Source organism: Shewanella sp. Isolate13, assembly GCF_022398325.1.
Classification (GTDB): domain Bacteria; phylum Pseudomonadota; class Gammaproteobacteria; order Enterobacterales; family Shewanellaceae; genus Shewanella.
Genome location: NZ_JAKEVD010000030.1, coordinates 21,460 through 43,912 on the forward strand (window position 1 = coordinate 21,460; position 22,453 = coordinate 43,912).

Annotated in this window: 25 protein-coding genes; 14 read left to right on the forward strand and 11 right to left on the reverse strand. The window is 44.6% G+C overall.

Translation table 11 applies throughout. The annotated features are described in order from the left end of the window. Positions 1 to 91: 91 nt before the first annotated feature. The 3 genes from tdh to L1D44_RS16660 form a co-directional block, all read right to left on the reverse strand. Complete coding sequence (gene tdh / locus L1D44_RS16650) at positions 92 to 1,117, reverse strand: L-threonine 3-dehydrogenase (RefSeq protein WP_239892450.1); 1,026 nt, start codon at positions 1,115 to 1,117, stop codon at positions 92 to 94. An 83-nt stretch (positions 1,118 to 1,200) separates the two neighbouring features. Next, positions 1,201 to 2,397, reverse strand: a complete 1,197-nt coding sequence (locus L1D44_RS16655; RefSeq protein ID WP_239892452.1) for a glycine C-acetyltransferase — start codon at positions 2,395 to 2,397, stop codon at positions 1,201 to 1,203. Positions 2,398 to 2,643: 246 nt separating this feature from the next. Further along, entirely contained in the window at positions 2,644 to 3,285 is a 642-nt protein-coding gene (locus tag L1D44_RS16660) for a TetR/AcrR family transcriptional regulator (RefSeq protein ID WP_239892454.1), read from the reverse strand. A gap of 175 nt (positions 3,286 to 3,460) precedes the next feature. Here L1D44_RS16660 and waaA point away from each other — a divergent pair, with 175 nt between their 5' ends. Then, positions 3,461 to 4,726 (forward strand): lipid IV(A) 3-deoxy-D-manno-octulosonic acid transferase, encoded by a 1,266-nt coding sequence (gene waaA, locus L1D44_RS16665; protein ID WP_239892456.1) that lies wholly within the window; start codon positions 3,461 to 3,463, stop codon positions 4,724 to 4,726. An 89-nt stretch (positions 4,727 to 4,815) separates the two neighbouring features. Here waaA and L1D44_RS16670 read toward each other — a convergent pair whose 3' ends face one another. After that, positions 4,816 to 5,547: a 3-deoxy-D-manno-octulosonic acid kinase gene (locus L1D44_RS16670; protein WP_239892458.1), complete on the reverse strand. Its 732-nt coding sequence runs from the start codon at positions 5,545 to 5,547 to the stop codon at positions 4,816 to 4,818. 85 nt (positions 5,548 to 5,632) lie between these two features. Between L1D44_RS16670 and L1D44_RS16675 the strand changes: the two genes are divergently transcribed. The 5 genes from L1D44_RS16675 (at position 5,633) to L1D44_RS16695 (ending at position 11,045) form a co-directional block, all read left to right on the forward strand. Then, on the forward strand, positions 5,633 to 6,718 hold the full coding sequence (locus tag L1D44_RS16675) for a glycosyltransferase family 9 protein (protein WP_239892460.1): 1,086 nt from the start codon (positions 5,633 to 5,635) through the stop codon (positions 6,716 to 6,718). 58 nt (positions 6,719 to 6,776) lie between these two features. Further along, positions 6,777 to 7,862, forward strand: coding sequence for a hypothetical protein (locus tag L1D44_RS16680; protein ID WP_239892462.1), 1,086 nt, complete (start codon positions 6,777 to 6,779; stop codon positions 7,860 to 7,862). After that, positions 7,859 to 8,944, forward strand: coding sequence for a glycosyltransferase (locus L1D44_RS16685; RefSeq protein WP_239892464.1), 1,086 nt, complete (start codon positions 7,859 to 7,861; stop codon positions 8,942 to 8,944). The genes L1D44_RS16680 and L1D44_RS16685 overlap by 4 nt, the downstream gene beginning before the upstream one ends. Before the next feature lie 86 nt (positions 8,945 to 9,030). Further along, the gene (locus L1D44_RS16690; RefSeq protein WP_239892494.1) at positions 9,031 to 10,038 is read left to right on the forward strand and encodes a CDP-glycerol glycerophosphotransferase family protein; all 1,008 of its coding nucleotides are present in this window, start codon (positions 9,031 to 9,033) and stop codon (positions 10,036 to 10,038) included. A gap of 5 nt (positions 10,039 to 10,043) precedes the next feature. Next, positions 10,044 to 11,045: a glycosyltransferase family 52 gene (locus L1D44_RS16695; protein WP_239892465.1), complete on the forward strand. Its 1,002-nt coding sequence runs from the start codon at positions 10,044 to 10,046 to the stop codon at positions 11,043 to 11,045. A 48-nt stretch (positions 11,046 to 11,093) separates the two neighbouring features. Here L1D44_RS16695 and kdsB read toward each other — a convergent pair whose 3' ends face one another. The 4 genes from kdsB to L1D44_RS16715 form a co-directional block, all read right to left on the reverse strand. Next, positions 11,094 to 11,816 carry a 3-deoxy-manno-octulosonate cytidylyltransferase gene (gene kdsB, locus L1D44_RS16700; protein ID WP_239892466.1) on the reverse strand — a complete coding sequence of 241 codons (723 nt, stop codon included), beginning with the start codon at positions 11,814 to 11,816 and terminating at the stop codon, positions 11,094 to 11,096. Between the two features lie 12 nt (positions 11,817 to 11,828). Further along, entirely contained in the window at positions 11,829 to 12,500 is a 672-nt protein-coding gene (locus tag L1D44_RS16705) for an HAD hydrolase-like protein (protein ID WP_239892467.1), read from the reverse strand. Next, positions 12,484 to 14,094, reverse strand: a complete 1,611-nt coding sequence (locus L1D44_RS16710; protein WP_239892468.1) for an aldolase catalytic domain-containing protein — start codon at positions 14,092 to 14,094, stop codon at positions 12,484 to 12,486. The genes L1D44_RS16705 and L1D44_RS16710 overlap by 17 nt, the downstream gene beginning before the upstream one ends. Before the next feature lie 226 nt (positions 14,095 to 14,320). Further along, positions 14,321 to 15,397: a glycosyltransferase gene (locus tag L1D44_RS16715; protein ID WP_239892469.1), complete on the reverse strand. Its 1,077-nt coding sequence runs from the start codon at positions 15,395 to 15,397 to the stop codon at positions 14,321 to 14,323. A 191-nt stretch (positions 15,398 to 15,588) separates the two neighbouring features. Between L1D44_RS16715 and L1D44_RS16720 the strand changes: the two genes are divergently transcribed. Both L1D44_RS16720 and gltS read left to right on the forward strand, forming a co-directional pair. Continuing rightward, complete coding sequence (locus tag L1D44_RS16720) at positions 15,589 to 15,750, forward strand: DUF2986 domain-containing protein (RefSeq protein ID WP_239892470.1); 162 nt, start codon at positions 15,589 to 15,591, stop codon at positions 15,748 to 15,750. 151 nt (positions 15,751 to 15,901) lie between these two features. Continuing rightward, the gene (gene gltS / locus L1D44_RS16725) at positions 15,902 to 17,125 is read left to right on the forward strand and encodes a sodium/glutamate symporter (RefSeq protein WP_239892471.1); all 1,224 of its coding nucleotides are present in this window, start codon (positions 15,902 to 15,904) and stop codon (positions 17,123 to 17,125) included. 54 nt (positions 17,126 to 17,179) lie between these two features. Here the strand turns inward: gltS and folM are convergent, their stop codons facing one another. From folM to folX, 3 genes are read right to left on the reverse strand one after another with little or no spacing between them, the layout of a single operon-like run. Next, the gene (folM, locus tag L1D44_RS16730; RefSeq protein WP_239892472.1) at positions 17,180 to 17,887 is read right to left on the reverse strand and encodes a dihydromonapterin reductase; all 708 of its coding nucleotides are present in this window, start codon (positions 17,885 to 17,887) and stop codon (positions 17,180 to 17,182) included. A gap of 14 nt (positions 17,888 to 17,901) precedes the next feature. Then, a complete protein-coding gene (gene folE, locus L1D44_RS16735; protein WP_239892473.1) occupies positions 17,902 to 18,540 on the reverse strand; it encodes a GTP cyclohydrolase I FolE in 639 nt (212 codons plus the stop codon). A gap of 33 nt (positions 18,541 to 18,573) precedes the next feature. Next, positions 18,574 to 18,939 carry a dihydroneopterin triphosphate 2'-epimerase gene (folX, locus tag L1D44_RS16740; RefSeq protein WP_239892474.1) on the reverse strand — a complete coding sequence of 122 codons (366 nt, stop codon included), beginning with the start codon at positions 18,937 to 18,939 and terminating at the stop codon, positions 18,574 to 18,576. Between the two features lie 141 nt (positions 18,940 to 19,080). Between folX and L1D44_RS16745 the strand changes: the two genes are divergently transcribed. The 6 genes from L1D44_RS16745 (at position 19,081) to L1D44_RS16770 (ending at position 22,453) form a co-directional block, all read left to right on the forward strand. Next, positions 19,081 to 19,524: a DUF3429 domain-containing protein gene (locus L1D44_RS16745; RefSeq protein WP_239892475.1), complete on the forward strand. Its 444-nt coding sequence runs from the start codon at positions 19,081 to 19,083 to the stop codon at positions 19,522 to 19,524. 2 nt (positions 19,525 to 19,526) lie between these two features. Continuing rightward, positions 19,527 to 19,913, forward strand: coding sequence for a DUF393 domain-containing protein (locus L1D44_RS16750; RefSeq protein WP_239892476.1), 387 nt, complete (start codon positions 19,527 to 19,529; stop codon positions 19,911 to 19,913). Between the two features lie 102 nt (positions 19,914 to 20,015). Then, complete coding sequence (locus tag L1D44_RS16755) at positions 20,016 to 20,300, forward strand: DUF2282 domain-containing protein (protein ID WP_220769941.1); 285 nt, start codon at positions 20,016 to 20,018, stop codon at positions 20,298 to 20,300. Beyond that, a complete protein-coding gene (locus tag L1D44_RS16760) occupies positions 20,300 to 21,199 on the forward strand; it encodes a DUF692 domain-containing protein (RefSeq protein WP_239892477.1) in 900 nt (299 codons plus the stop codon). The genes L1D44_RS16755 and L1D44_RS16760 overlap by 1 nt, the downstream gene beginning before the upstream one ends. Continuing rightward, positions 21,190 to 21,981 carry a DNA-binding domain-containing protein gene (locus tag L1D44_RS16765; protein WP_239892478.1) on the forward strand — a complete coding sequence of 264 codons (792 nt, stop codon included), beginning with the start codon at positions 21,190 to 21,192 and terminating at the stop codon, positions 21,979 to 21,981. Before L1D44_RS16760 ends, L1D44_RS16765 begins: the two co-directional genes overlap by 10 nt. Beyond that, a complete protein-coding gene (locus L1D44_RS16770; protein WP_239892479.1) occupies positions 21,974 to 22,453 on the forward strand; it encodes a sigma-70 family RNA polymerase sigma factor in 480 nt (159 codons plus the stop codon). The genes L1D44_RS16765 and L1D44_RS16770 overlap by 8 nt, the downstream gene beginning before the upstream one ends.

Sequence of the window (22,453 nt, forward strand, 5' to 3'; positions counted from 1 at the left end):
ATCCTGAGTTCATGGTGTAGTGATAAAAAGGGCTGCAATACGAAAGTGTATTACAGCCACTATTAAAGATTAAGCTTTAGAAAACTAAAGTCTAGTCCCAGTTCAGGATAACTTTACCAGATTGGCCTGAACGCATTGCATCGAAGCCTTGCTGGAACTCATCGATACTGTAGTGATGAGTGATGATTGGAGAGATATCTAGGCCTGATTGGATAAGGCTGGCCATCTTGTACCAAGTTTCGAACATCTCGCGACCGTAGATCCCTTTGATGATCAGTCCTTTGAAGATCACCTTGCTCCAGTCGATGGCCATATCACCACCTGGAATACCTAGCATGGCGATCTTACCACCGTGATTCATGGTCTCAAGCATAGAGTGGAATGCTGAAGGCACGCCTGACATCTCTAGGCCCACATCGAAGCCTTCTGTCATGCCAAGTTCCTGCATTACATCTTCTAATTTCTCTTTGGCAACGTTAACTGCACGGGTCGCGCCCATCTTCTGTGCTAACTCTAGACGGTATTCGTTCACATCGGTGATCACCACGTGGCGTGCGCCAACGTGACGGCAGACGGCTGCGGCCATGATACCGATAGGGCCCGCGCCTGTGATCAATACGTCTTCACCCACTAGATCAAACGACAGAGCGGTATGAACGGCGTTACCGAATGGATCGAAGATAGAGGCCAAATCATCGGAGATATCGTCAGGAATTTTAAAGGCGTTAAATGCAGGAATGACTAAGTATTCGGCAAAAGCGCCTTCACGGTTTACACCTACACCTGAGGTATTACGGCACAGGTGGGTACGTCCGCCACGGCAGTTACGGCAGTGACCGCAAGTGATATGGCCTTCACCCGAAACCCGATCGCCCACAGAGAAACCACGTACTTCTTGGCCCATGCCAACGACTTCACCCACATACTCATGACCGACAACCATAGGCACAGGAATGGTGTTTTGTGACCATTCATCCCAGTTGTAGATATGAACATCGGTGCCACAGATGGCGGTCTTGCGGATTTTGATTAGTAGATCGTTATGGCCCACCTCTGGCTTAGGTGTATCGACCATCCAGATGCCTTCTTCAGGCTTTAATTTGCTGAGTGCTTTCATCTTATAACCTATTACAAGCTTATGTTTGCGCTTGCTGAGTGTCATTCAATAAGGGCTACATATGTAGCCCTTGTTGCTTTAGCTTAGCCGATAATACCCATCTCTTTCGCGATGCGGGTAAAGGCTTCAATCGCTTTGTCGATCTGCTCTTTAGTGTGAGCTGCAGACATTTGCGTACGAATACGTGCTTGGCCTTTTGGTACCACAGGGAAAGAGAAGCCGATGACGTAGATGTTTTCGGCTAATAGGCGGTTAGCAAAATCGCTAGCCAGTTTTGCATCGCCAATCATCACAGGAATGATTGCATGGTCGGCGCCACCAAGGGTGAAGCCTGCTGCAGACATCTTCTCACGGAAGTAGCGGCTGTTCTCCCAAACTGCTTCTCGTAGCGCTTGGCCAGATTTTAGCATCTCAAGAACATGGATTGATGCCGTCACGATTGACGGTGCCAATGAGTTTGAGAATAGGTAAGGGCGAGAACGCTGACGTAACCAGTCGATCACCTCTTTCTTGCCAGAGGTAAAGCCACCCGATGCACCACCAAGCGCCTTGCCTAGGGTACCAGTGATGATGTCTACGCGATCCATCACTTCACAATACTCGTGAGTTCCGCGGCCTTCTTGGCCAACAAAACCCACGGCGTGAGAGTCATCGACCATCACGAGTGCGCCATACTTGTCAGCAAGATCACATACACCCTTTAGGTTAGCGATAACGCCATCCATCGAGAACACGCCATCGGTAGCGATCATGATATTGCGTGCGCCAGCTTCTTTAGCGGCGATAAGCTGGGCTTCAAGATCGGCCATGTCGTTGTTAGCGTAACGGAAGCGTTTTGCCTTACATAGACGCACGCCATCGATAATAGATGCATGGTTTAGTGCGTCAGAGATGATCGCATCTTCGGCGCTTAATAGGGTTTCAAATAGGCCTGCGTTAGCATCGAAGCATGAAGAGTAAAGAATGGTGTCTTCCATGCCTAAGAATTTGCTAAGGCTAGCCTCTAACTGCTTATGGATATCTTGGGTACCACAGATAAAGCGTACCGATGCCATGCCGAAACCGTGTGCATCTAGACCTGCTTGAGCGGCTTTGATCAGTTCAGGATGGTTGGCTAAGCCTAGGTAGTTGTTGGCACAAAAATTAATAACTTGGTCGCCATTAACTTCAATTGCAGTTTGCTGAGGAGAAACAATTACCCGCTCACTTTTATACAGGCCTTCGGCTTTTACGTCGGCAAGCTGTTGATTTATTTGGTCGTAGAATGAGGTCTTTGGCACCTTTATTCTCCTTAATTAGCATTATTTTGAGTATTGGAGTGCTGGCATTTTAACCCTAATTGACGCGGCTCTACAGCCTTTTTTTAGGACTAAAATTGGGATTATTTAGATTAGGGAATAGTTAAAGTTTACATTAGTTAAACTAATGTTTAACTTTCGGGGGATTTGGGTAGTGATTAAAGAATTGCTGTAGCAAGGGGGCTGAAATTAGCGCATGAAAGCGTGTTCATGCGCTTAAATACACCTTTAGAGCATTTGCGAGCGGTAGTGCTCCTCTAGTCGCAAAAAGGTGGCCTGTGAACTCGGTGTCGCGTAGGACTTAAACAGCATGATCACCCGCAATAAGCCTTCGTATAGCGATTCTTTGGTGATTGAACCTATGTTTGACTGAGTTTGAGTGAGCTTATAACTAATCCAAAAGCTGACCAGCATTTTAATGGTATCGGCTAGCGGCTTTAGGTCTTCGGGATTAATGGCTAGGAATCCATCTTGAGTCAGCTTTTCGAGTACGCTACTCGAACGGGCCAATACATCTTGTTGAGCCTTTAGGTAGCGGTTTTTTAGTGTCTCATCGCGGCTGAGAATATCCGCAAGGTTGGCATACATAAAGCGGAACTGCCAAAGGGTATAAAACATCGCATCAAAGTAGCCTATCAATAGATCAACATCGACTTCTTTATCGACATAGGGTTGAAAACCAGACTCGAGGTGTTGCTCATAGAGACCGAAGATTGAGCGGATGATGTCTTCTTTATTACGAAAATGGTAGTAGAGATTACCGGGGCTGATATTGAGGTGGGCGGCGATATGATTGGTTGTGATTGCTCTTTCGCCATGTTCATTAAACAACTCTAAACTGGCTTGTACGATTTTGTCACGGGTCTTCATATTCATCCTAAATGATTAATATCCGGTATAATTAACTCGGCATACAATTGACCGTAAATCGTCTCTTTTATGCCTATCCTGTTTGAATCACACATGTGTAATTACGTTAAGGTTTGACTATCATGTTAGCATTAGCGCAATTGTTCAAGTAAAACGCAAGAAAGTAGCAAATTTCATGAATCGTAGCCTCTATTCAATCGCTTTATATTTAATTAGCCCCCTGTTGCTGATGTACCTTGCGATGCGCGCCTTTAAAAGCAAAGACTACCGTGGTCGTTGGAACGAACGATTCGGCCTTATGCCATTAAAACAAACCGATCTCTTGGTGCATTCGGTATCGATGGGGGAAACCTTAGCGGCGATTCCTCTGATTAAACAGATTCAGCTTCAGCATCCAGAACTAAGCATTACTATCACCACAACCAGCCCGACCGGTTCGGCCGAGGTTGTTCGGGCTTTTGGCTCGAGTGTGCAGCATTGCTACTTACCCTTCGATCTGGCTTGGTGTGCTCAGCGATTCGTTAAGCAAGTCTCACCTAAGTGCTGCATCATCATGGAAACTGAGCTTTGGCCTAATTTCATCCATTACCTTAAACAAGCTAGTACTCAGGTGCTATTGGCAAATGCGCGTTTATCACAAAAGTCGGCCGACTCTTATCGAAAGCATCACAAGCTAACTGTGCCCATGCTTAAGTTGCTCGATGGTATTGCTGCGCAGTCACAACAGGCTGCAGAGCGTTTTGTCGCCTTGGGCGTTGCGCCGGAACGAGTCACGGTTTGTGGTAGCTTAAAGTTCGACATCAATATCGATAAGCAGCGAATCGATATTGCGAAAACCTTAAGGCTCAAGTGGCTGGCAATGGATAAACCTGTTTGGGTAGCAGGTTCGGTGCATCCTGGGGAGTTTGATGCGTTAATTGCGGCTCATAAAAAGCTGCTAGCGAAATATCCTAATGCCTTGATGGTCATGGTGCCGCGACATCCTGAGCAGTTTGATGCGGCAGCACTCGCCATTAAGTCGACAGGGTTAACGCTTGCAAGACGCAGTAAAGATGAGCCTGTGCGGCTTGAAACCCAAGTAGTACTGGGTGACACCATGGGCGAGTTGTTGACTTTTTACGGCGCTGCCGATCAAGCTTTTGTTGGCGGTTCGCTCATTGTACATGGCGGACATAACCCGCTCGAACCTGCTGCTATGGGACTGCCTGTGATGATGGGGCCACATTACCGTGACTTTAATGAGATCACCGAACTGCTTGCATCGGCGGGGGGGCTGAAAGTTGTCGATTCAGGTGAAGCACTAGCCGAAAACTTGATCCAGTTGTTTGATAATAAAGAGGCTTATCGTAAGGCGAGCGTTGCGGCAAAAGGTGTGGTTGAGCAAAACCGCGGTTCGCTCACTAAGCAGTTGGTGGTAGTCGAGTCGTTTATTAACGGCTAGCGCTAATAGAGTAAAAATAGAGCATAAAAAAGGTCTGCAGCGTGTGTAGACCTTTTCGTTTGACTGCACCCCATCACTAGATAGGTTGGTTACTGATTGAGCTTGGCTTGATAGGCCTGATGCAATTGCTGCCAATTAGCTTCGTCAAATGCCAAGCTTGGTAGCTTACCGAGCTCCTTTCTGAAGGAGCGCAGTAGACGGCTCATATTGGCTTGCTGCCACTGTGGGTTGGTTTGTCTTAGCTCGCCACGATCAAAATCAATAAGATAAAACTTGTTTGCGCAGATAAGAATATTCTTTGCATTGAGATCCGCGTGATAAACACCGTGGTTGTGGAACTGGGCGATGGTTTCACCCAGTGTTTGCCATTGCTCATCAGACATGGCTGACTTGCTTAACCTGGCGACTAAGTCTTCGGCACCTTCTACCCGTTCTATGATTAAGTCGGCTCGATAGAATAGACCTGAGCGTTCAACATTGGCGGCAATCGGCTTAGGCACGGCAAACCCTTGATCAAATAAGGTTTCCAGCAGCGCTAATTCCGCCACCGCACGGGTTTTTTCTAAACCGGTGAACAGATATTGGTCATGGCTAATCTTTTCTATCAAGCCGCCACGATAATAGTGGCGAAGCACCCATTGATTTTGCTCGTTAGCAATGCGGCTGGCATCGACAAACCAGGTGGTATAGCGTCCTTTAGATGAACCGGTAATGGCAGAGTGTTGACGCCAAAAGTCGGCTCCAAACCAGCTAGGCTCGATGCTTGACGGTGTATGTTGGCAATAAGCGATGCTGCCTTTGGCTGTTTTTTTAAACTTCATAGATAGATTTGTAAGCTAAAGCGTGGAACCTATAGGCATTCTACATTAAGATCGGCAGATTGCGCCAAATAACCTTCGAGCACTAATGAGCCTATCGACTTCAAGTGACAACCAGAACGCTAAATCAAACAGTATCGACTTAAGTAACGCCGAGTCGCTATGTCTATTAAGGCTGTCTGCTATTGGTGATGTTTGCCATGCCGTGGCCATGATTCAGGCAATTCAGCGTCGCTATCCACAGCTTAAGATCACTTGGATTTTGGGGAAGGTTGAGTATCAATTATTAAAGCATCTTGAGGGTGTTGAATTTGTGATTTTCGATAAATCGCAAGGTTGGCGCAGTTACTTTAATCTCAAGCGAGCACTCAAGGGCCGCAAGTTTGATGTGTTACTGCATATGCAAGTAGCCCTGCGAGCAACTATTGCCTCGTTAGCTATCTCGGCTAAGATGCGTATCGGTTTCGACCGTTTTAGAGCAAAAGAGGGGCAGTGGTTGGTGACAAATCAGCATATTGAACCTCAGGCAACGCCACATGTGTTGGAAGGCTTTATGGGCTTTGCCAAGGCTGTTGGGGTGACGGATTTGACTCCTTGCTGGAACATTCCCGTTCCCGCCGCCGATACCGAGTTTGCTAAGGCCCTTATCCCAGATAATAGTCGAGTATTGGTGATCTGCGCCGCCGCCAGTAAAGCGGAGCGGAATTGGTTGCCTGAGCGCTACGCCGCCGTCGCCGATTATGCGGTGACAAAGGGGTATCGAGTCATCTTATGTGGCGGCCCGACCCCCCTTGAGCGTGAACTTGCCGACAACATTCAAACCGCAGCTAAATCAGAGTTAGAAAACCAAGTGGGCAAAACTTCTTTGCAGCAGCTGTTGGCAATACTTAAGCAGGCGAGTGTCGTGCTTGCTCCAGATACTGGCCCTGCACACATGGCGGTAACTCAGGGGACGCCGGTGATCGGTTTATATGCTCACTCAAATCCTGGACGGACAGGGCCTTATACCAGCTTAGACTCGGTTGTGAGTGTTTACGACGAAGTGATTGTGCGGCAGAAGCAAGGTGATATTCCTTGGGGTACGCGTGCTAAGGGGGAGGATTTGATGGCGTTGATTGATGTAGATAAGGTCATTGCTAAGTTAGATCCCTTGTTATGTCACTCTCAAGTATAAATGTTTGTTAGTATGCCCATTAGCATAGTGCATCTTCGTAGTTTGATAAGTTGAATCAATGACCCAAGTCGCCCCTAAATTTTTATTTGTCCCCGTATCTTCTGCTGAAGGAGTGGGTGAGTACATGCGTTCATTGATCGTTGCCGATGAGGTTAAGCGGCGTTGGCCCAATGCGACGATTCAATTTGTTTTAAGTCGGCAGGCACCTTATGCCCATACTTGCCCCTATCCCACAGCGCTTTTGGGGGATACGCCAACTAAGAATATTAAGGCGGTGAACGACTTCATGTCTTTCTTCCAGCCTGACTTTGTTATATTTGATGCATCGGGTCGCCGCTCTCAATTAGTACATGCTAACAGGCTGGGGGCAAAAGTGATCTTCTTGAGTCAGCATAAGCGCAAACGCAGTCGGGGGATGAAAGTATTGCGAGCGCGAGTGACCGATAGTCATTGGGTGGTACAGCCAGAGTTTGTTATTGGACCAATTAGTTGGCTAGACCGTTTAAAGCTTAAGTTAATTGATAAGCCTGAGCCGACAGTTATTGGCCCCATATTTGTTAACCCTAATCTTGAACGGCAGCTAAAACTGCTTAAAGAGTACAAGCTAACTGCTGGTGGATTCATTTTACTCAATGCCGGATCGGGTGGGCATACAAATAGTCATGGCTATATTGTGGAGGAGTTTGCTCGTGCAGCTGCTAACATCTTTCAAGCGACTCAAATTCCCTGTGTTGTCGTCTATGGGCCAAATTACCCAAATGCTATGTTTGAGGCTGAAGGGGTTACTGCGATTAAAGAGCTAAATCATGGTGAGCTCATCGACCTGCTCGATGCCGCCAAAATAGCAGTGTTAAGCGGTGGCGATACATTATTACAGGCTATTGCATTAAAGAAACCGACCTTAGCCGTAGCAGTAGCAAAAGATCAAAATTACCGTCTTAGGGTCTGCAAAGAGAGCGGGTTAATCGCGAGTAATGACTGTGATGCAAGGCAGATGTCGGATGGGCTTATTGAACTAATAAAGGCTGAAAATCTAGGTAAACTAGAGACAGCTTTAGCTAAGTGCGAATGTATCAATGGCTTAGATATAGGTATGAATATTATTACTGATTTGTACCACAAGAAATTTGGAGTTCAGCAATGAGAATTGCAATCGCGATTGATAGTCTAGCTGGTGGTGGCGCAGAGAAAGTGATGCTGACACTGGCAAAAGAGTTTACCGAGTTGGGGCACGAGCCTCACTTCTTAGTGATGACAGACAGTGTTGCATTTGACATTCCTGATACATTACCTGTGCATGTTTGTTTTGCTAGTAAGGATAGCGACCTTAAACGTTCATGGAACTTAGCTCCAGCGGTAAAGAAGCTTACAGATAAAATCCGTAGCATCGAGCAAGAGGTGGGAAAGTTTGATCTGTTCATTTCAAATTTAGATAAAACCAACCGCTTAATGGTGAAAACTAAGGTTTCACCGCTGTTTGTGGTGGTTCATGCTTCTGTAGAAGAGGAATTAACACGGCACGCTAAGTTGGGCCCGTTTGCATATTTAAAGAAGTTATGGGCGAAAAAAGCATTAAATGGGCAGCATCTGGTGACAGTATCTGAAGGGATTGCCAATGAGATTCTGCAGACCAAGCGCATTAGACCCGCTTCTATCCGCTGCATCTATAACCCATTTGAATTTGAAGATATTAACGCGTTATCGCAGCAAGAAGCACAAGGGATCCCTGATGGCGATTATTTGATACACATTGGCCGATACGTAAAGCAGAAGCGTCATGATGTGCTGTTCCAGTCAATTTCGCAGATGAAGAGTCAGATCCCTGTGGTACTCTTATGTCATAACCCTAAAAAAGCGCTAAAGGCGGCTAAGAAGTTTGGGGTGGAGCATAGAGTGATTATTCCAGGCTTCCAGTCGAATCCATTTCCTTGGATTAAAAATGCCAAAGCCTTGGTGCTGAGTTCAGACTTTGAGGGTTTACCGACCGTTTTGATTGAGTCCCTAGCCTGTGGCACCCCGGTGGTGAGTACCGACTGTCCCCATGGTCCCCGTGAAATTATGACCGGTGAGCAGGCTAGATTTCTAGTGCCTCGCCGTGATCCAAAGAGTTTAGCCGCTAAGTTAGATGAAGTATTGCTAACACCACCATCTTTAGCAGAGGTCGATATTTTAACAAAAGTTCAAGCAGCACGGATTGCTCAAGAATATTTGGCGTTAGTTAAATAAAAATTGAAGAGTTTGTGAGGGGAATTGTTGTGAGTGCAAACAACAAACGTTATTTACTGTATATAGCGCAGAATTATTCATATGCCATGTTGAGGCCGTTGCAAGCTGTAATACAGGCCAGAGGCGATGAAGTTTGTTGGTTTCTAGAGGGGGATGAAGTTGATCCAGCCTTCTTAAAGCCGACAGAGAAACGACTATTAACCATCGAAGAGGTTAAGTGTTGGAAGCCTGACGCTGTATTCGTTCCCGGTAATGTGGTACCTCGCTTTATTCCAGGTATTAAGGTCGGTGTATTTCATGGTTTTAATGCTGGAAAGATGAATCATAGAGGTCGTGAAGATCACTTTGAAATCCGCGACTGTTTCGATCTTTACTGTACTCAGGGACCGGCAACGACACTGCCTTTTGATCGGCTTGCTGAAAAATTTGGCACCTTTAAAGTTGCTGAAACGGGCTGGCCGACACTGGATCCCATGTTTCAACAAGGCTTAGAGCGACCTTACGATGTTGAAGGCGATGACAGACCCGTCATACTCTTCTGTTCAACATTTTCTCGTAGTTTATCTTGTGCCCCAGTGGTTTATGAGAAAATTAAAGCGTTATCTGAGCAAGGCAACTGGCGCTGGCTGGTACAGTTCCACCCTAAGATGAGTCAAGGTATCGTTGATAAATATAAGGCGCTTGAAAGTGATAATTTGACGTTTATTGAAACGGACAATGTATTACCGCTACTAAAAGCTGCGGATGTGATGTTGTGTGATACCTCATCGATTTTGATAATGTTTTTACTACAGGCTAAACCTGTCGTGACTTTTAACAACCAGACCAATCGCTCTCATCTGGTTAATGTTGAAGCGCTTGATGATATTGAGCCAGCATTAGAGAGGGTACTAAGTCGCCCACCTGAGCTGATGGCCGAAATTGAGCGCTACTGTGATGATATCCACCCATTTCGAGATGGTAAGTCGAGTGAGCGTGTTCTCGCCGCGACTGACGAGCTGATAGAGAATGGTATTGACGATCTAAAACCTAAGCCGATGAATCTATTGCGTCACCTTAAGATGCGTAAAAAGCTAGGCTACTGGAAGTTTTAAAAATAATGAATGTATTAGAACGTGTGGGTGTCGATAGCGACAGTATTTTAGTTTTTGAGAATACGTACTACAGCTTATTTTTATATCTATTGTGTGATAACCACTGGAAAACAAGAGATTATCTAATTTTTGGGGATAGGATTTCTAATCATGGTTTAGAAAGGCTCTCAAAGTATGCCAGAGTGCTTAGTGAGAGCCATGAATATATGCCTCGCCCTATGCCGAGATTTGGTAAGAACCCAATTGCTTTTTTTCAAAAAAAACTAAGTCAAAGCAAACTATTTAATCGATACTCAACCTGTGTTGGTAACGTTAAAGATATTAATAATTGGCTGGTTAAATTAAACAGAGTTCAAGTTGATGATGGGACTTCAACTCGTAATGAGCTCAGTATTGGCGCTAAAGATCGGGGGAGCTTTGATGCTGTGGGGAAGCTATTGCTTTTAAAAGAGCCACAAAGAATTTCTCGAACTAATCAGTTTTTGCTGGCTGCTGAGATAGACGCTCAAAAGGAGTATAAAGACAAAATATCCTATATCGATATTTTTGATTTATGGTCAGCTAAAACCAGTGAAGAGCAAACGGAGATATTGGATGTTTTCGGTATCGACTCAGAATCATTTAACTCTATAGATAGCCAGTTTAGTATTTTATTTACGCAGCCATGGAGTGAAGACTTCAACTATACGGAAGATAAAAAGATTCAGGGCTATAAGAAGTTAATTAAAGAGTTGGGGATATCAGAGTCTAACTTGGTCATAAAGCCGCATCCGCGAGAGATTACAGATTATAAGAGGTTTTTCCCCCAGTCAGTGATTTTAGGGGCTAGCTTTCCCAGTGAACTAATTACTATGCTAAATGTAAGGGTTGAGAGGGTTATATCTTTAAACTCAACGGCTTGCTCTAGCTTCGCCGATTTCTGTAATGAGGTCGTTTACGCGAGAGCGCCCGAATACTTTGAGTTCCCTAAAAAGCTTGCGGATCGTATCAATAATATGAAGTTGTAGCTAGGGTGAGCGGCAGTAACGATAGCCAGTACTGCCGCCTTTTTACTCTTAAAGAGTTAATGCCTTGATAACTTTATCAACATCACTTGGCACGTCTACAGCAATACTAGAGCTTTGCACTTCTATCATTTGCACCGGAATGTCGTTTTCTAAAAAGCGTAAAATCTCAATATCTTCAACTTGCTCAATTGGTGTTTTTTGTTGATGTGAGGCAAAAAAACGTAAGTGAGAATTTGAAAATGCATAGATGCAAACCTGTTTAAAACCAAAAACAAAATCATTGGTTTTAGTGGCTGGGATTGGAGAGCGACTCATATAGAGTAAATTTCCCGTCTTACTCGCAGCCACTTTTGGGACAGTAAACGAGCGGAACTCTTCTTCTGAGGTGATAGGGCACATCGCATTAATCACAGTATTAGGGTTAGCTTTATAGCTCGTTATTACACTACGAATGTCTTCAGGTTCTATTAATGGCTCATCACCTTGAACATTGATGATAAAGTCACAGTTTAGCTGCTGGTTTGCCTCAGCTAATCGGTCTGTGCCAGTTAAACAATTTGCTGAAGTCATGATGACTTGTGCGCCAAAAGCATTACAACATGTTTGGATTTGCTCGCTGTCAGTGGCGATATAAACTAACTCTTTACCGACGGCGTCACAACAACGCTCCCACACCCTTTGAATCATCGACTTCCCTAAGATATCGACAAGAGGCTTGCCCGGAAATCTGCTAGATTGAAAGCGTGCTGGAATAACAACGGCGTACTTCATTGAGAAAGGTTCCTAAACTTGATTGTTCGAAGGTAATGTTGGCCAATGCATAAGAACAGTAAACTCATGTTCTTGAGATAAAGATTGCATGGTGCTAGCAACGTTAGAGTAGGGAATATAGCATATGAAGTCGATTTCATTTGCGACACTCGCTTCGAAGTCCGATACGGCATCTCCTACCATTACGGCATTGGTATTAGTTTTTTCTTTTAATATATTGGCCAACAATGTTGCTTTGGCTGTGGGGGAGCCAAATATGTCAGCAAAATACTGTTCTAAACCTCTAGCCTTGAATACTTCACGCAGCTCTTGTTGCTCTGAGCCGCTAGCGACATACTTTTCACCTGGTAAAGATTTGATTAACTCAATAAAACCAGGCGTTAACTCTGCAGTTAGGTATAGACTTTTACACTGTTTAGAAAAGTCATCTAGAATCGCTTGTTCAATTTTTGCTTTGTCAGTTCCTGCCACCTTCAGCAGGTTATTGACGAAGTGTTTGACATGGTGGAAACGAGACTTACCAAAGTTGTTGGCAAAGTACGTAGTACATAAGCTGATTTCTTTTTTATCGAAAGAAAGCGCGATGAGCGCTTTCTCCATGGCTTGGATTTTTAGTAAATTCGAATCTAAGATCACACCGTCACAATCAAATATATAAAGATTGTAATCATATATTGGGTGCATAAATCGATCCTTGTTCAATCGGATAGCTTGTGGGAGTCAACGCCGTAATAGTGATCTTAGGAGCAGTAGCCTTAAAGTGATTAAATAGCTCAATCATTTCTATTTGGCGTATATCACCAAGTTCATATCCATCTACACCCACTAATGAAATATGTTTGGCATTTGCATGAATAGCTAGCGCAAGCGCGTAGGCAGCGGTTAGATCGAATGGCACTGTGCAAAACTTGTTTTCAGCACTAAACTGCTTTGGTTCAACATTGAGGCCGTAATCAAAGAATTCATTGCTGATCTCGCGAAGCTCTGCATCAGTAAAGCGATGGGCTGGCATAATGAGCGGTGACTGTAGACTGTTGTAGATCTCATGTTCAGTAAGGAATTTACTGTTATGAGATACACAGTAGTAGTCAATAAACTCAGGGGCCACACTGCTAATTGCATTTAGTGCAATGACTATTGGTTTACGCTCAGTTATGTAAGCTTCTATCGCAGGTAAGTAGCGCTCAAGACTTGGCCCGTTGCTGATGATCAATAGCTCTTTCTCAGCAAACTTATTTTGGAGTATGTTACTCCCTGTGACCGCTTTCTTAGCTGTATCAAAGCTGATAGCTGTTTCCATAACATCGCCATTATAGGACGTGGTGCCTTCTAATTGGCTTAGGTAATTGATCGCACCAACAATTTCTTCAGTGCCATAGTGTTTATTGGCAATGAGGTTTTGAATATAAGTCGGGTGCACATCATTTTGAGCGCCAAGGAAGTAGAGCAGACTGCTACCCCAACCATAATCTTTTTGCATCTGCTCAAAATGTCTAATGACTAGTTCATAAACAGCCGAAGGCTGATATTTGTTTTCGTTACGATCAATTACAGCGAGTAAATTCTCAGTTTGAGCATTACCAGCACCACGGCCCATACCTGTGACAGTAACATCTAACCAGGATACACCTAAGTCTTTGGCCGTTAAGGTGTTGTCTAGCGCCTTTGCCATATTGTTATGGGTGTGGATCCCGATATCACCTTGCCATTGAGTACGTATTGCTTTGACTATACGAGTAACTTCTGCGGCATCCATATTACCAAGAGAATCTGCAAAGTAGAGGCAATCTAACCCCTGCCAACTAGCCGCGATGCGGGCTTTCTCTGCGATGATATCATCGGGTTTACCGCCAGCTTGCATTAAGTTATAACCCACAATATAACCCTTGGCTTTTAAGACTCGTATAATCGCCTCGGAGCTCTCTACCTCATGAAAGTGTGCCGCAACGCGAACGAGCTGTACTGGGCTATCAACGGCATCGACAAACAGTGCATTTACAGCTTGCTCAATGGGCATGCCAGAATCTAAGATTGTTTTAGCATCGACCATTACCCCATATGTTGGCCCTTTAGGCAGGTTAAGGCCTTTGATAAAGGTTTCGGTGGTGTAGGCAAAAGGGCCATCAAAACCCGCTTTAGGAAAGTTACGCAAACCTAGCTCAACATAGTCGATATTAGCTAGTGCCATTGCATTCAAATAGGCTTCAACAACTTCAGGGGTGAAATCCCAATTGTTGTAGTAGCCGCCGTCTCTCAAGGTGCAGTCAAGGATTTTCATTTCTTACCTAATAATTCGTGGTTAGCTACGAACTAACTAAACAGTATTAAGATTTTAATCTGAGTAATAATGAAGTTAGTAAGTGTTGTTAGCCTGATAAAGTTGCAATTATTGTCGCATAATAAACAACCAAATAATTTAGCCTAGCTTGTAAAAAATGCAGCATTATGGTTGGCGCGGTTTACTTTGCGTGATCATCATGTTGCTGCTTTTGTGTGTCATTGTTTTATTTTTCACATAGGGAGATGTATTGCTGGGCAATATATTGGCTGTTTACGGCCTGTATTATTGGAAGCTCATTTAACAATGGCGGCTTTGTTAGGCATTCGGTGGCTTTTTTTGCTAGTAGAGCAGGTTGTCGTCTTGGCACTAAGTACTGCGCTAGCTCCCCGGTTAAAATTTCGCTTGGTCCGTGTGGGCAATCGGTACTGACGACTGGCGTGCCACAAATCAAAGACTCGATTAACACCGTTGGTAAGCCTTCAAAATCTGAACTAAGTAGCATCAATTCCGCTCTAGCTACCCATGCATAGGGATTGCTTTGAAATCCAGGTGTAATGATGCGGTCTTCAACACCATATTTTCTTGCCAATTTACGAGCTTTTTCTGGTCGGTTAGTTAATAGAACTAGTTTTGGGGCTGTTGGCATTGCTTTCAAAGTTTGAAAGAGAATATCTAAGCGCTTCTGTCTTGTGACACGACCAATATGAATCATAAACGGCTCATTTGGCAGACCGTCAACCTCTTGCTTCGCTTTAGCTTTGATATCATCGATTCGAAAAGGGTTGTATATCGCTTGTACGCTTTGAGGCTTCAACCAACGGGTGTTTCTTAGCTCGGTAGCTATGCCTTCTGATACTGTAATTATGCGTTTTCCTATTAAGGCTTTCGCTTTCTTCCAGCGACGTAAGAAATGAATAGGACCTCGTTTTAGCTCCATAATTAATTCTTGCTGAAGTGCGCAATGGCAGAAGTAGTAACAAGGATCGAAGTTGCAGCCATCCACGACCACATCACAATCTGTTGAGTTACTCAGGAAGAGTGAGAACTTACCGTTCTGTTGTTCGATACTGTGAACGCACTCCTGCAGTCTCATTTTTTGAGCCGCCAGAGACAGAGCTTTCTGTGAGTCGAAAACATAGTGAATGGTTACGTCTTTAGGAGGAGTAAAGTCACCTTCTTTATTAAAAATAAAGAGATGCACATCTTGCCCTGCCTCTTGCAAAACTTCCGCCTGAGTTAGAGCTACTTTTACTGTGCCGTTGGCAAAGAGGTTATGGCAGAAAATTGCGACTTTTTTCATCTTGAGGCTCTTACATTATTCAGCATTGATTATGGAAAAGATTATACCTAATTACATAACTTACGTGGCAGTTAGGTTCCGTTTTATTTGAAGCCCGCCTGTAATGATAACTACATCTATTTTGTTTTAACAAAATAGATGAAACAACTATAATTAACTCGCCTATTTTGTACTTTATGTAGAAATCACCCATGAATCGCACCAAGAAGATCACCAAGAAACACATGAGCAAAGTGAAGAAAGCTAACGCTAAGCTCAATACCAGCAACAAGCCTAAGTACATTTCTAAGGCAGAGCGTGAGAGGTTAGCGGCACTCGAAGCGGCTGAAGCAGTACAAATTGACAGCGAATAGATTCTTTTTTGTGCGAAGAATCGCTTTTCATGATCCAGATGCCATAATTCCGACACGGCTAATATTATTTACCCTAATGAATATGACAGAATAGCCGGCTAATTTTGGTTTTGTAGGTTTTTTACTACAGAACCTAACGGATAGGAGTTTCATGAATACTGTATATTCAATCGGAGAACTAGAATCATTTTTGATCGCCATTTTGGTGTTGTTTATCGGCCACTCAGTTAATCGCCACGTTCGTTTTTTCAAAAAATACAATATCCCAGAGCCCATTATCGGTGGCTTGGTTGTCGCAGCAGTCATTACTGTTCTTCATTTTCAAAACATTACGCTAGCGTTTTCATTGCCGATGCAAAATACGCTTATGTTGATGTTTTTCAGTACCGTGGGGCTTGCGGCCAGTTACAAGCTGCTTGCTCGTGGTGGAAAAAAAGTCTTTATTTTTCTTGGTATCGCCTCCATTTACATCATATTGCAGAATGCAGTGGGGGTGAGTTTGGCTGCAGCCCTTGGTTTAGAGCCGTTGATGGGCTTGGTGGCTGGCTCAATTACCCTTTCTGGTGGGCACGGTACCGGCGCCGCTTGGTCGCAGACGTTTGCCGAGCAATACAACATGAATACCCTAGAGTTCGCTATGGCTGCCGCAACATTTGGCTTAGTGATGGGCGGTATCATCGGCGGTCCGGTGGCACAAAGGCTTATTGATAAAAATAAGCTGGAATCTTCTTACGGTATTGGTGGTAATCATCATAAAGACCATCCAGATCTCGTAACCTATGATCAGTTAGAGATCGATAATGTCACCGCTAAGAGTGTGCTAGAAACGCTATTTATCATCATGCTTTGTGTGGCTGGGGCTAAGTGGGTTGGCTACTTGGTTGCCAGTTTTGATATCAGCTGGCTGAAGATGCCTGAGTTTGTTTATGCACTATTTCTTGGGGTGGTCATCACCAATCTCACCGAGATGACCCGTGGTTACAAGATGAATAATGAGTGCGTCGATATCTTAGGTACGGTTGCCTTATCTCTATTCCTTGCTATGGCCTTAATGAGCCTAAAACTGTGGGAAATCTTTGATCTCGCAATTCCACTGTTGATTATCTTAATGGTACAGACCGTGGTTTTAGCCTGTTTTGCATACTTTGTTACCTTCAAGGTGATGGGTTCTAATTACGATGCTGCGGTAATGGCGGGTGGTCATTGTGGTTTTGGTATGGGGGCTACGCCGACAGCGGTCATGAATATGGGGGCATTGGTATCCCGAAATGGCCCCTCTCCACAAGCCTTTATGGTAGTACCTATTGTCGGTGCTTTCTTTATTGATATCGTTAACCTAGTGGTATTGCAGGGCTACATTAAATTTATCTTGTAGTGGTTTGTATCTACTAGAAAAAGGCACGCATTCGCGTGCCTTTTTTGTTGAGTGTTAAGCAAGATGGCGTCCGCCATCAACTTTTATTACTTGGCCAGTGATGTAATGACTATCAAATAAATACTGCACAGCCTTTAGCACTTCGACCTCTCCACCTTCTTGTTTGATTAATGCTTTTTGTAGCGCTTTTTGCTTATAAGCTTCATCGTCTTCAGGATTAAACATGAGCAGAGCGGGGGCGATACTATTGACCTTGATTTTAGGGGCGAACTTAGCAGCAAACGAGAGGGTTAAATTGTGCAGTGCTGCTTTACTTGCAGCATAAGCAGCATGCTTTTTACTCCCTTTATCCACAACATAATCTGTGATGTGAATGATATCGCTGTATGAGGCTGAATTTTTTTGCAATAACGGCGCTAGGCCTAAGTTAATTGCGTAAGGCGCAGTGGCATGGATCTGCATCATCTTTTCGATCGTTACGATTGCCGAAGAGTCGTCATCTGGCAGCCAATCTGAGGCATTGTGAATAATGGCGTTAAGGCTGGAATGAGACGCTTGTATGATTGCGATTAGCGCATTGGTTTGCTCATTGCTATAGAAATCACAAGGGTATAAAACCACGCCTTGGGCTTCAAGTTGTTGTAGCTCAGGACGTAATGTTCGGTAGGTCCCCAAAACTTGATAGCCGACCTTTGTTAGATGGTGGGCGAGGTATAAGCCGACCCGCTTTCCTACCCCCGTTATTAATACCGTTGCTGTCATTTTACTCCCGTTGATTACCTGAGAAACTCGATGCGAGTCGCTGAGTTGGTTTTAAAGCAACCGCCAAGTGCCGTCGTTTGTGTTTGTGATTGCGTATCCATAACGCCACGAGACTTTACACAGTAGTGGGTGGCCTCAATGCTGACTGCGACATCTTCTGTTGTCAGTAGCGTTTGTAGTCCCACCAGTAACTGTTTAGTGAGGCGTTCTTGAACTTGTGGCCGTTGCGCAAAAAAGCGCACGAGACGATTAATCTTGGATAAACCAATGATAGTATCCTTGGGAATGTAAGCGACTTTTGCTAAGCCATCAATAGTAATGAAGTGATGCTCACAAGTGCTTACAACACTAATATCACTGATTTTTACCATCTCATCGACGCCCATCTTATTCTCTATTTGGGCAATTTTAGGGAAATTGGCATAGTCTAGGCCGGCAAAAACTTCATTAACATACATTTTGGCGATTCGGTGAGGGGTCTCACAAAGGCTATCGTCACTCAAATCTAACCCTAAGGTTGAAACCACTTCTGTCATTAAGCCTTTTATACGCTCATATTTTTGCTGATTATCCATATCGGATGGGATGAGTGGTGTTTCAAGTCCCTGAGCTATGAGGGCTTTTTTTACCTGTTCGGCTTGGGATAAGTCCATAGTTGGCTCCTCCATGGGGTTAACGCCTAAATGTTATTCACGGTGATATTCAAGTGTAAGAGATACGGAATCTGCAAAGCGTAGGGCATGGGGTTTATCGACAGTAACACGAGCAAGTTGAACCCAAGAGTGGGCACTACTGATATCAAGTATGTCAGACACTAATTTCTCAAGCAGCAAGAAGCGCCCGTGTTCAACATGATGAATGACTGCTTTGGTAATTTTTTTGTAATTGAGCGCAGCTTCAACATCGTCTTCTAAAATAGCGTTTTTGGCCGGATATTGGATCTCGATATTAATCACCACATCTTGCATTTTTTGTCGCTCTTCTAGATTGAAGCCGATGAATGTTCTTAGACGTAAGTTGGTGATTTTGATGGTGGCAATGCTAGTCGTCATTCTTCATCCTTTTCTTTTAACTACAGAAGTAATACGGAGTATTGGGTTATTTAGATCATTTGCCGATACGAGATATTTTTCGGAGATCTAAACTGGTTACTCTTTCGTACAGGCTTGTTGAATGTTAGTGAGGAGATTGCAGTGAAAAGTCATCAACAAGTTTGGCGTAGGCTCGGTTATGCGGGGCTTTTGCCATTTATTATCGCCACGATAATGAGCTTGGTTGGTTGGAGCCTGCCTTGGTTTGAGCCCGAATTTGCTTTTGTTAGTTATAGCGCCATTATTCTTAGTTTTCTCGCAGGTACTCTGTGGGGACAAGTGTTATACCTACATGCAGCTAATCTGGCTAACTTGCTTATTCTCAGCAACTTGTACGCGCTTCTGGCATGGCTGGCATTAATGATAGATCAAACGATGGCTGCACTGGTTATTCTCGCTTTTGGCTATTTTAGCTTGCTGGGTGTTGAGAAGAACTTTCAAAATTTACCTGTAAAGGATGAATACCAGCAAATGCGCACCGTACTGACTTCGGTTGCCTTGCTGACTCATTTTTTGATGTTGATTGCGGTTTTGATAGGAGGTTAGTGATGAAATTAAGAATATTTTACGATTCGCACTGCCCTTTATGTGATGCAGAAATGCAGCAAATAAAGCAGCTGGATAGCGCGAATCATGTTGAGTTACAAGATTTGAATCAAGCCGAGTTTGAAACTCGATTTCCCTATATTGATGCTAAGTTCGCCAATCGGATCCTACATGCGGAGTTAGCAGATGGAACGTTAATCAAAGGGCTAGACGTGACATATCGGGCATGGGACGCGGTAGGCAAAGGACGGTGGTTTGCTTTCTTGAGGGCCCCTTTTATCAAACCTGTAGCCGACTTAGGCTATCTCTTTTTTGCAAAGCACCGATATCGAATTTCTTATCTATTAACGGGCAAACGGCGGTGTAAAGCTGGAACTTGCTCCCGTTAGCCTGCTGAGCGACTAGAATTAATTTTGACCATGATGCAATCAATAACGATTTCGATTCGTTATAGCTATTGAACATCTCATTAATCAAAAGGACATTCCGATATGAAATCGACTAAAACAGCCGTAGGTGCAACAGTCGCAGGCATTCTTGCCGCTAGTCTTTCGCTGGGAGCACAAGCTGTCCCTGATCAGCCCAAAGAGTGGGAGAAGTGTGCCGGTATTGCCAAGGCCGGTGCTAATGATTGTGGGGCCTTAGACGGTAGCCATGGCTGTGCAGGCCAAGCGAAAGAAGACAATATGCCTACCGAGTGGATTTATGTACCAGCAGGCACATGCGACAAGATAACAGGCGGTGAAGTTAAAGCCGTAAAACCGGCTAAAAGCTAGTGTCTTCACCAAGGATTGCGGGCGCAGGCATAGGTCTGCGTATCCCCCATGTTCAGCAGTTATTGGCCGATGAGGATATTCAACTACCTTGGCTAGAGGTGTTGGTTGATAACTGGTTGGTAGATGGTGGATTAAATCAGTTCCTACTCAAAGCCGTAAGTGAGCGTTTTCAGTTAGTTTTCCATAGTGTTGGTTTATCTTTAGGTGGACCGAGTCCTCTCGATCTTGATTACCTTAGAAGAATAAAGGCCTTGAAAGAGCAATGTGGTGCCCATTGGTATTCTGAGCATGCCAGCTTTTCAGGCAATGATGATTTTAAGGTTGCCGACCTGTTGCCCCTGCCATACACCCAAGAGGCGGTGATGCATATCAGTCAACGTATTAAGCAGACTCAGGACTTCATGGGTGAAAGAATTCTGCTAGAAAACGTGTCTACCTATATGAGCTGTCGTCACAATGAATTGAGCGAGGGGGAGTTTATTGCTGCTATAGCCGAAGAAGCCGATTGTTACTTGCTGCTCGATATCAATAATGCCTTCGTCACTAGCGTTAACCTCAATCAGTCAATGCAATCTTTTATGGAGGCGATCCCGACTGAACGGGTGAAGCAGATCCATCTGGCAGGTTTTCACGATAAGGGAGGCTATCTGCTTGATGCCCACAATCATCCGGTTGATCCTAATGTGTGGGCGGCATTTGAATCCTATATCCAGCAACATGGCGCGATCCCGAGCATGATTGAATGGGATAGCGAGTTGCCGACTCTAGAGCGATTACTGCAAGAGCAAGCCATCGCGGCGGGTATATTACAAGCTGCACCAATGGTTAATGTTGGCGCTGAAAATCTGAGTGCTAGAGCGGTTGGTGACTCGAGTATTGGTGATGGGCAATGCGTTTAGCACAGTGGCAGTCAGCCTTTATTCATGCTCTTGAGCCCCATGGCAATGGGGAAACTCTTGTTCAGTTGGTCAATGAGCGAGAGCAGAATAGAGTCGAGATCTACCGCAATAACGCATTTCAAGCGTTATTGAGTGCACTTCGGTTGGTCTTTCCCGTGTGCCAAGCTGTGGTGGGGGAAACCTGTTTTACGCAATTGATCAGGGGCTATGAGCAATGGCACCCGTTAAGTGACTGTAACTTGAATCGTTATGGACAGCACTTTCCCCAATGGTTAGCGCAAGAGCTCAGTCAGCATACGGCCTTTAAAGAGCTGCGGTATTTGCCTGAACTCGCCCAATTAGAGTGGCTGTTGAATCAAAGTTATTATGCAATGGATCTCGATGGATTTATGCAGCCACCAAACTGCAGGTTAGAGCTGCTAGCCACACTCGATGAGCAGGCGCAGCAGCAAGCGGCGTTATTATTACGCCCCGATCTAGCCTTACTGAGTTGCCATTATCCAGTGCAGAGCGTGTGGAATAGGCATAATGCTCAACTAAATAGCGCTGAGTCTATCGGCAGTGGCATCAGTTATCTGGTAATTCATAGAGAGGGTTTTAAGGCGCAGTTTAGCGTCATTGATAAGGCTCTAATGCAATTGCTAAGTGCGATATCTGTAGGCCAAACTCTCACGCAAATTACAGAATCGGAGCTAGATATTAGCCTCTTAGGTGAAGTGGTTGAGCGTCAGTGGATCTGTGGTTTTCGATTAGCGTTAGGAGTGGCAGGATCGAATGGATAGAGAGCTGCTGCAGAGTTTGTACCGTTATTGCCTTTGTCTCACTGCAAATAACGCTCAGGCGGAGGATCTACTGCAAACGGCCATAGAGAGTTGGCTAAAGGCGAGTAGTCGGCCTATTCAGTTAAGAGCCTATCTAAGAAAGGTGATCCGTAATCAGTTCATCGATGACTGTCGCAGGCTCAAGTGTGTGGATTTTGAGCCACTCGATGACAATGCGCCAGCGCTACTCGACGAGACCTGTCTAGAAGAGATTGAAATCCAGCATAACCTCATTGGACACCTATTTGAGCTTCTCAACCCTGCTGAGAGAGAGGTGCTCTATTTGTGGGCCGTGGAGGGTTATAGCGCAGCAGAAATTGCCATAGAGATACAGCAACCACGAGGCACCATCTTGTCTCGTTTACACCGTATTAAATTGAAAACAGCCGATCTTGCTCTAGATGCTTCGGCGCAGAACATCGGCGGGCAATAG

Coding starts and splice junctions, on each gene's coding strand:
- kdsB (WP_239892466.1), bottom strand. CDS start 11,816: ATGAAGTACGCCGTTGTTATTCCAGCACGCTTTCAATCTAGCAGATTT.
- folE (WP_239892473.1), bottom strand. CDS start 18,540: ATGGACTTATCCCAAGCCGAACAGGTAAAAAAAGCCCTCATAGCTCAG.
- L1D44_RS16675 (WP_239892460.1), top strand. CDS start 5,633: ATGAGCCTATCGACTTCAAGTGACAACCAGAACGCTAAATCAAACAGT.
- L1D44_RS16710 (WP_239892468.1), bottom strand. CDS start 14,094: ATGAAAATCCTTGACTGCACCTTGAGAGACGGCGGCTACTACAACAAT.
- gltS (WP_239892471.1), top strand. CDS start 15,902: ATGAATACTGTATATTCAATCGGAGAACTAGAATCATTTTTGATCGCC.
- L1D44_RS16680 (WP_239892462.1), top strand. CDS start 6,777: ATGACCCAAGTCGCCCCTAAATTTTTATTTGTCCCCGTATCTTCTGCT.
- tdh (WP_239892450.1), bottom strand. CDS start 1,117: ATGAAAGCACTCAGCAAATTAAAGCCTGAAGAAGGCATCTGGATGGTC.
- L1D44_RS16750 (WP_239892476.1), top strand. CDS start 19,527: ATGAAATTAAGAATATTTTACGATTCGCACTGCCCTTTATGTGATGCA.
- L1D44_RS16705 (WP_239892467.1), bottom strand. CDS start 12,500: ATGCACCCAATATATGATTACAATCTTTATATATTTGATTGTGACGGT.
- L1D44_RS16685 (WP_239892464.1), top strand. CDS start 7,859: ATGAGAATTGCAATCGCGATTGATAGTCTAGCTGGTGGTGGCGCAGAG.
- L1D44_RS16695 (WP_239892465.1), top strand. CDS start 10,044: ATGAATGTATTAGAACGTGTGGGTGTCGATAGCGACAGTATTTTAGTT.
- L1D44_RS16690 (WP_239892494.1), top strand. CDS start 9,031: ATGTTGAGGCCGTTGCAAGCTGTAATACAGGCCAGAGGCGATGAAGTT.
- waaA (WP_239892456.1), top strand. CDS start 3,461: ATGAATCGTAGCCTCTATTCAATCGCTTTATATTTAATTAGCCCCCTG.
- folM (WP_239892472.1), bottom strand. CDS start 17,887: ATGACAGCAACGGTATTAATAACGGGGGTAGGAAAGCGGGTCGGCTTA.
- L1D44_RS16720 (WP_239892470.1), top strand. CDS start 15,589: ATGAATCGCACCAAGAAGATCACCAAGAAACACATGAGCAAAGTGAAG.
- L1D44_RS16755 (WP_220769941.1), top strand. CDS start 20,016: ATGAAATCGACTAAAACAGCCGTAGGTGCAACAGTCGCAGGCATTCTT.
- L1D44_RS16765 (WP_239892478.1), top strand. CDS start 21,190: ATGCGTTTAGCACAGTGGCAGTCAGCCTTTATTCATGCTCTTGAGCCC.
- L1D44_RS16660 (WP_239892454.1), bottom strand. CDS start 3,285: ATGAAGACCCGTGACAAAATCGTACAAGCCAGTTTAGAGTTGTTTAAT.
- L1D44_RS16715 (WP_239892469.1), bottom strand. CDS start 15,397: ATGAAAAAAGTCGCAATTTTCTGCCATAACCTCTTTGCCAACGGCACA.
- L1D44_RS16670 (WP_239892458.1), bottom strand. CDS start 5,547: ATGAAGTTTAAAAAAACAGCCAAAGGCAGCATCGCTTATTGCCAACAT.
- folX (WP_239892474.1), bottom strand. CDS start 18,939: ATGACGACTAGCATTGCCACCATCAAAATCACCAACTTACGTCTAAGA.
- L1D44_RS16770 (WP_239892479.1), top strand. CDS start 21,974: ATGGATAGAGAGCTGCTGCAGAGTTTGTACCGTTATTGCCTTTGTCTC.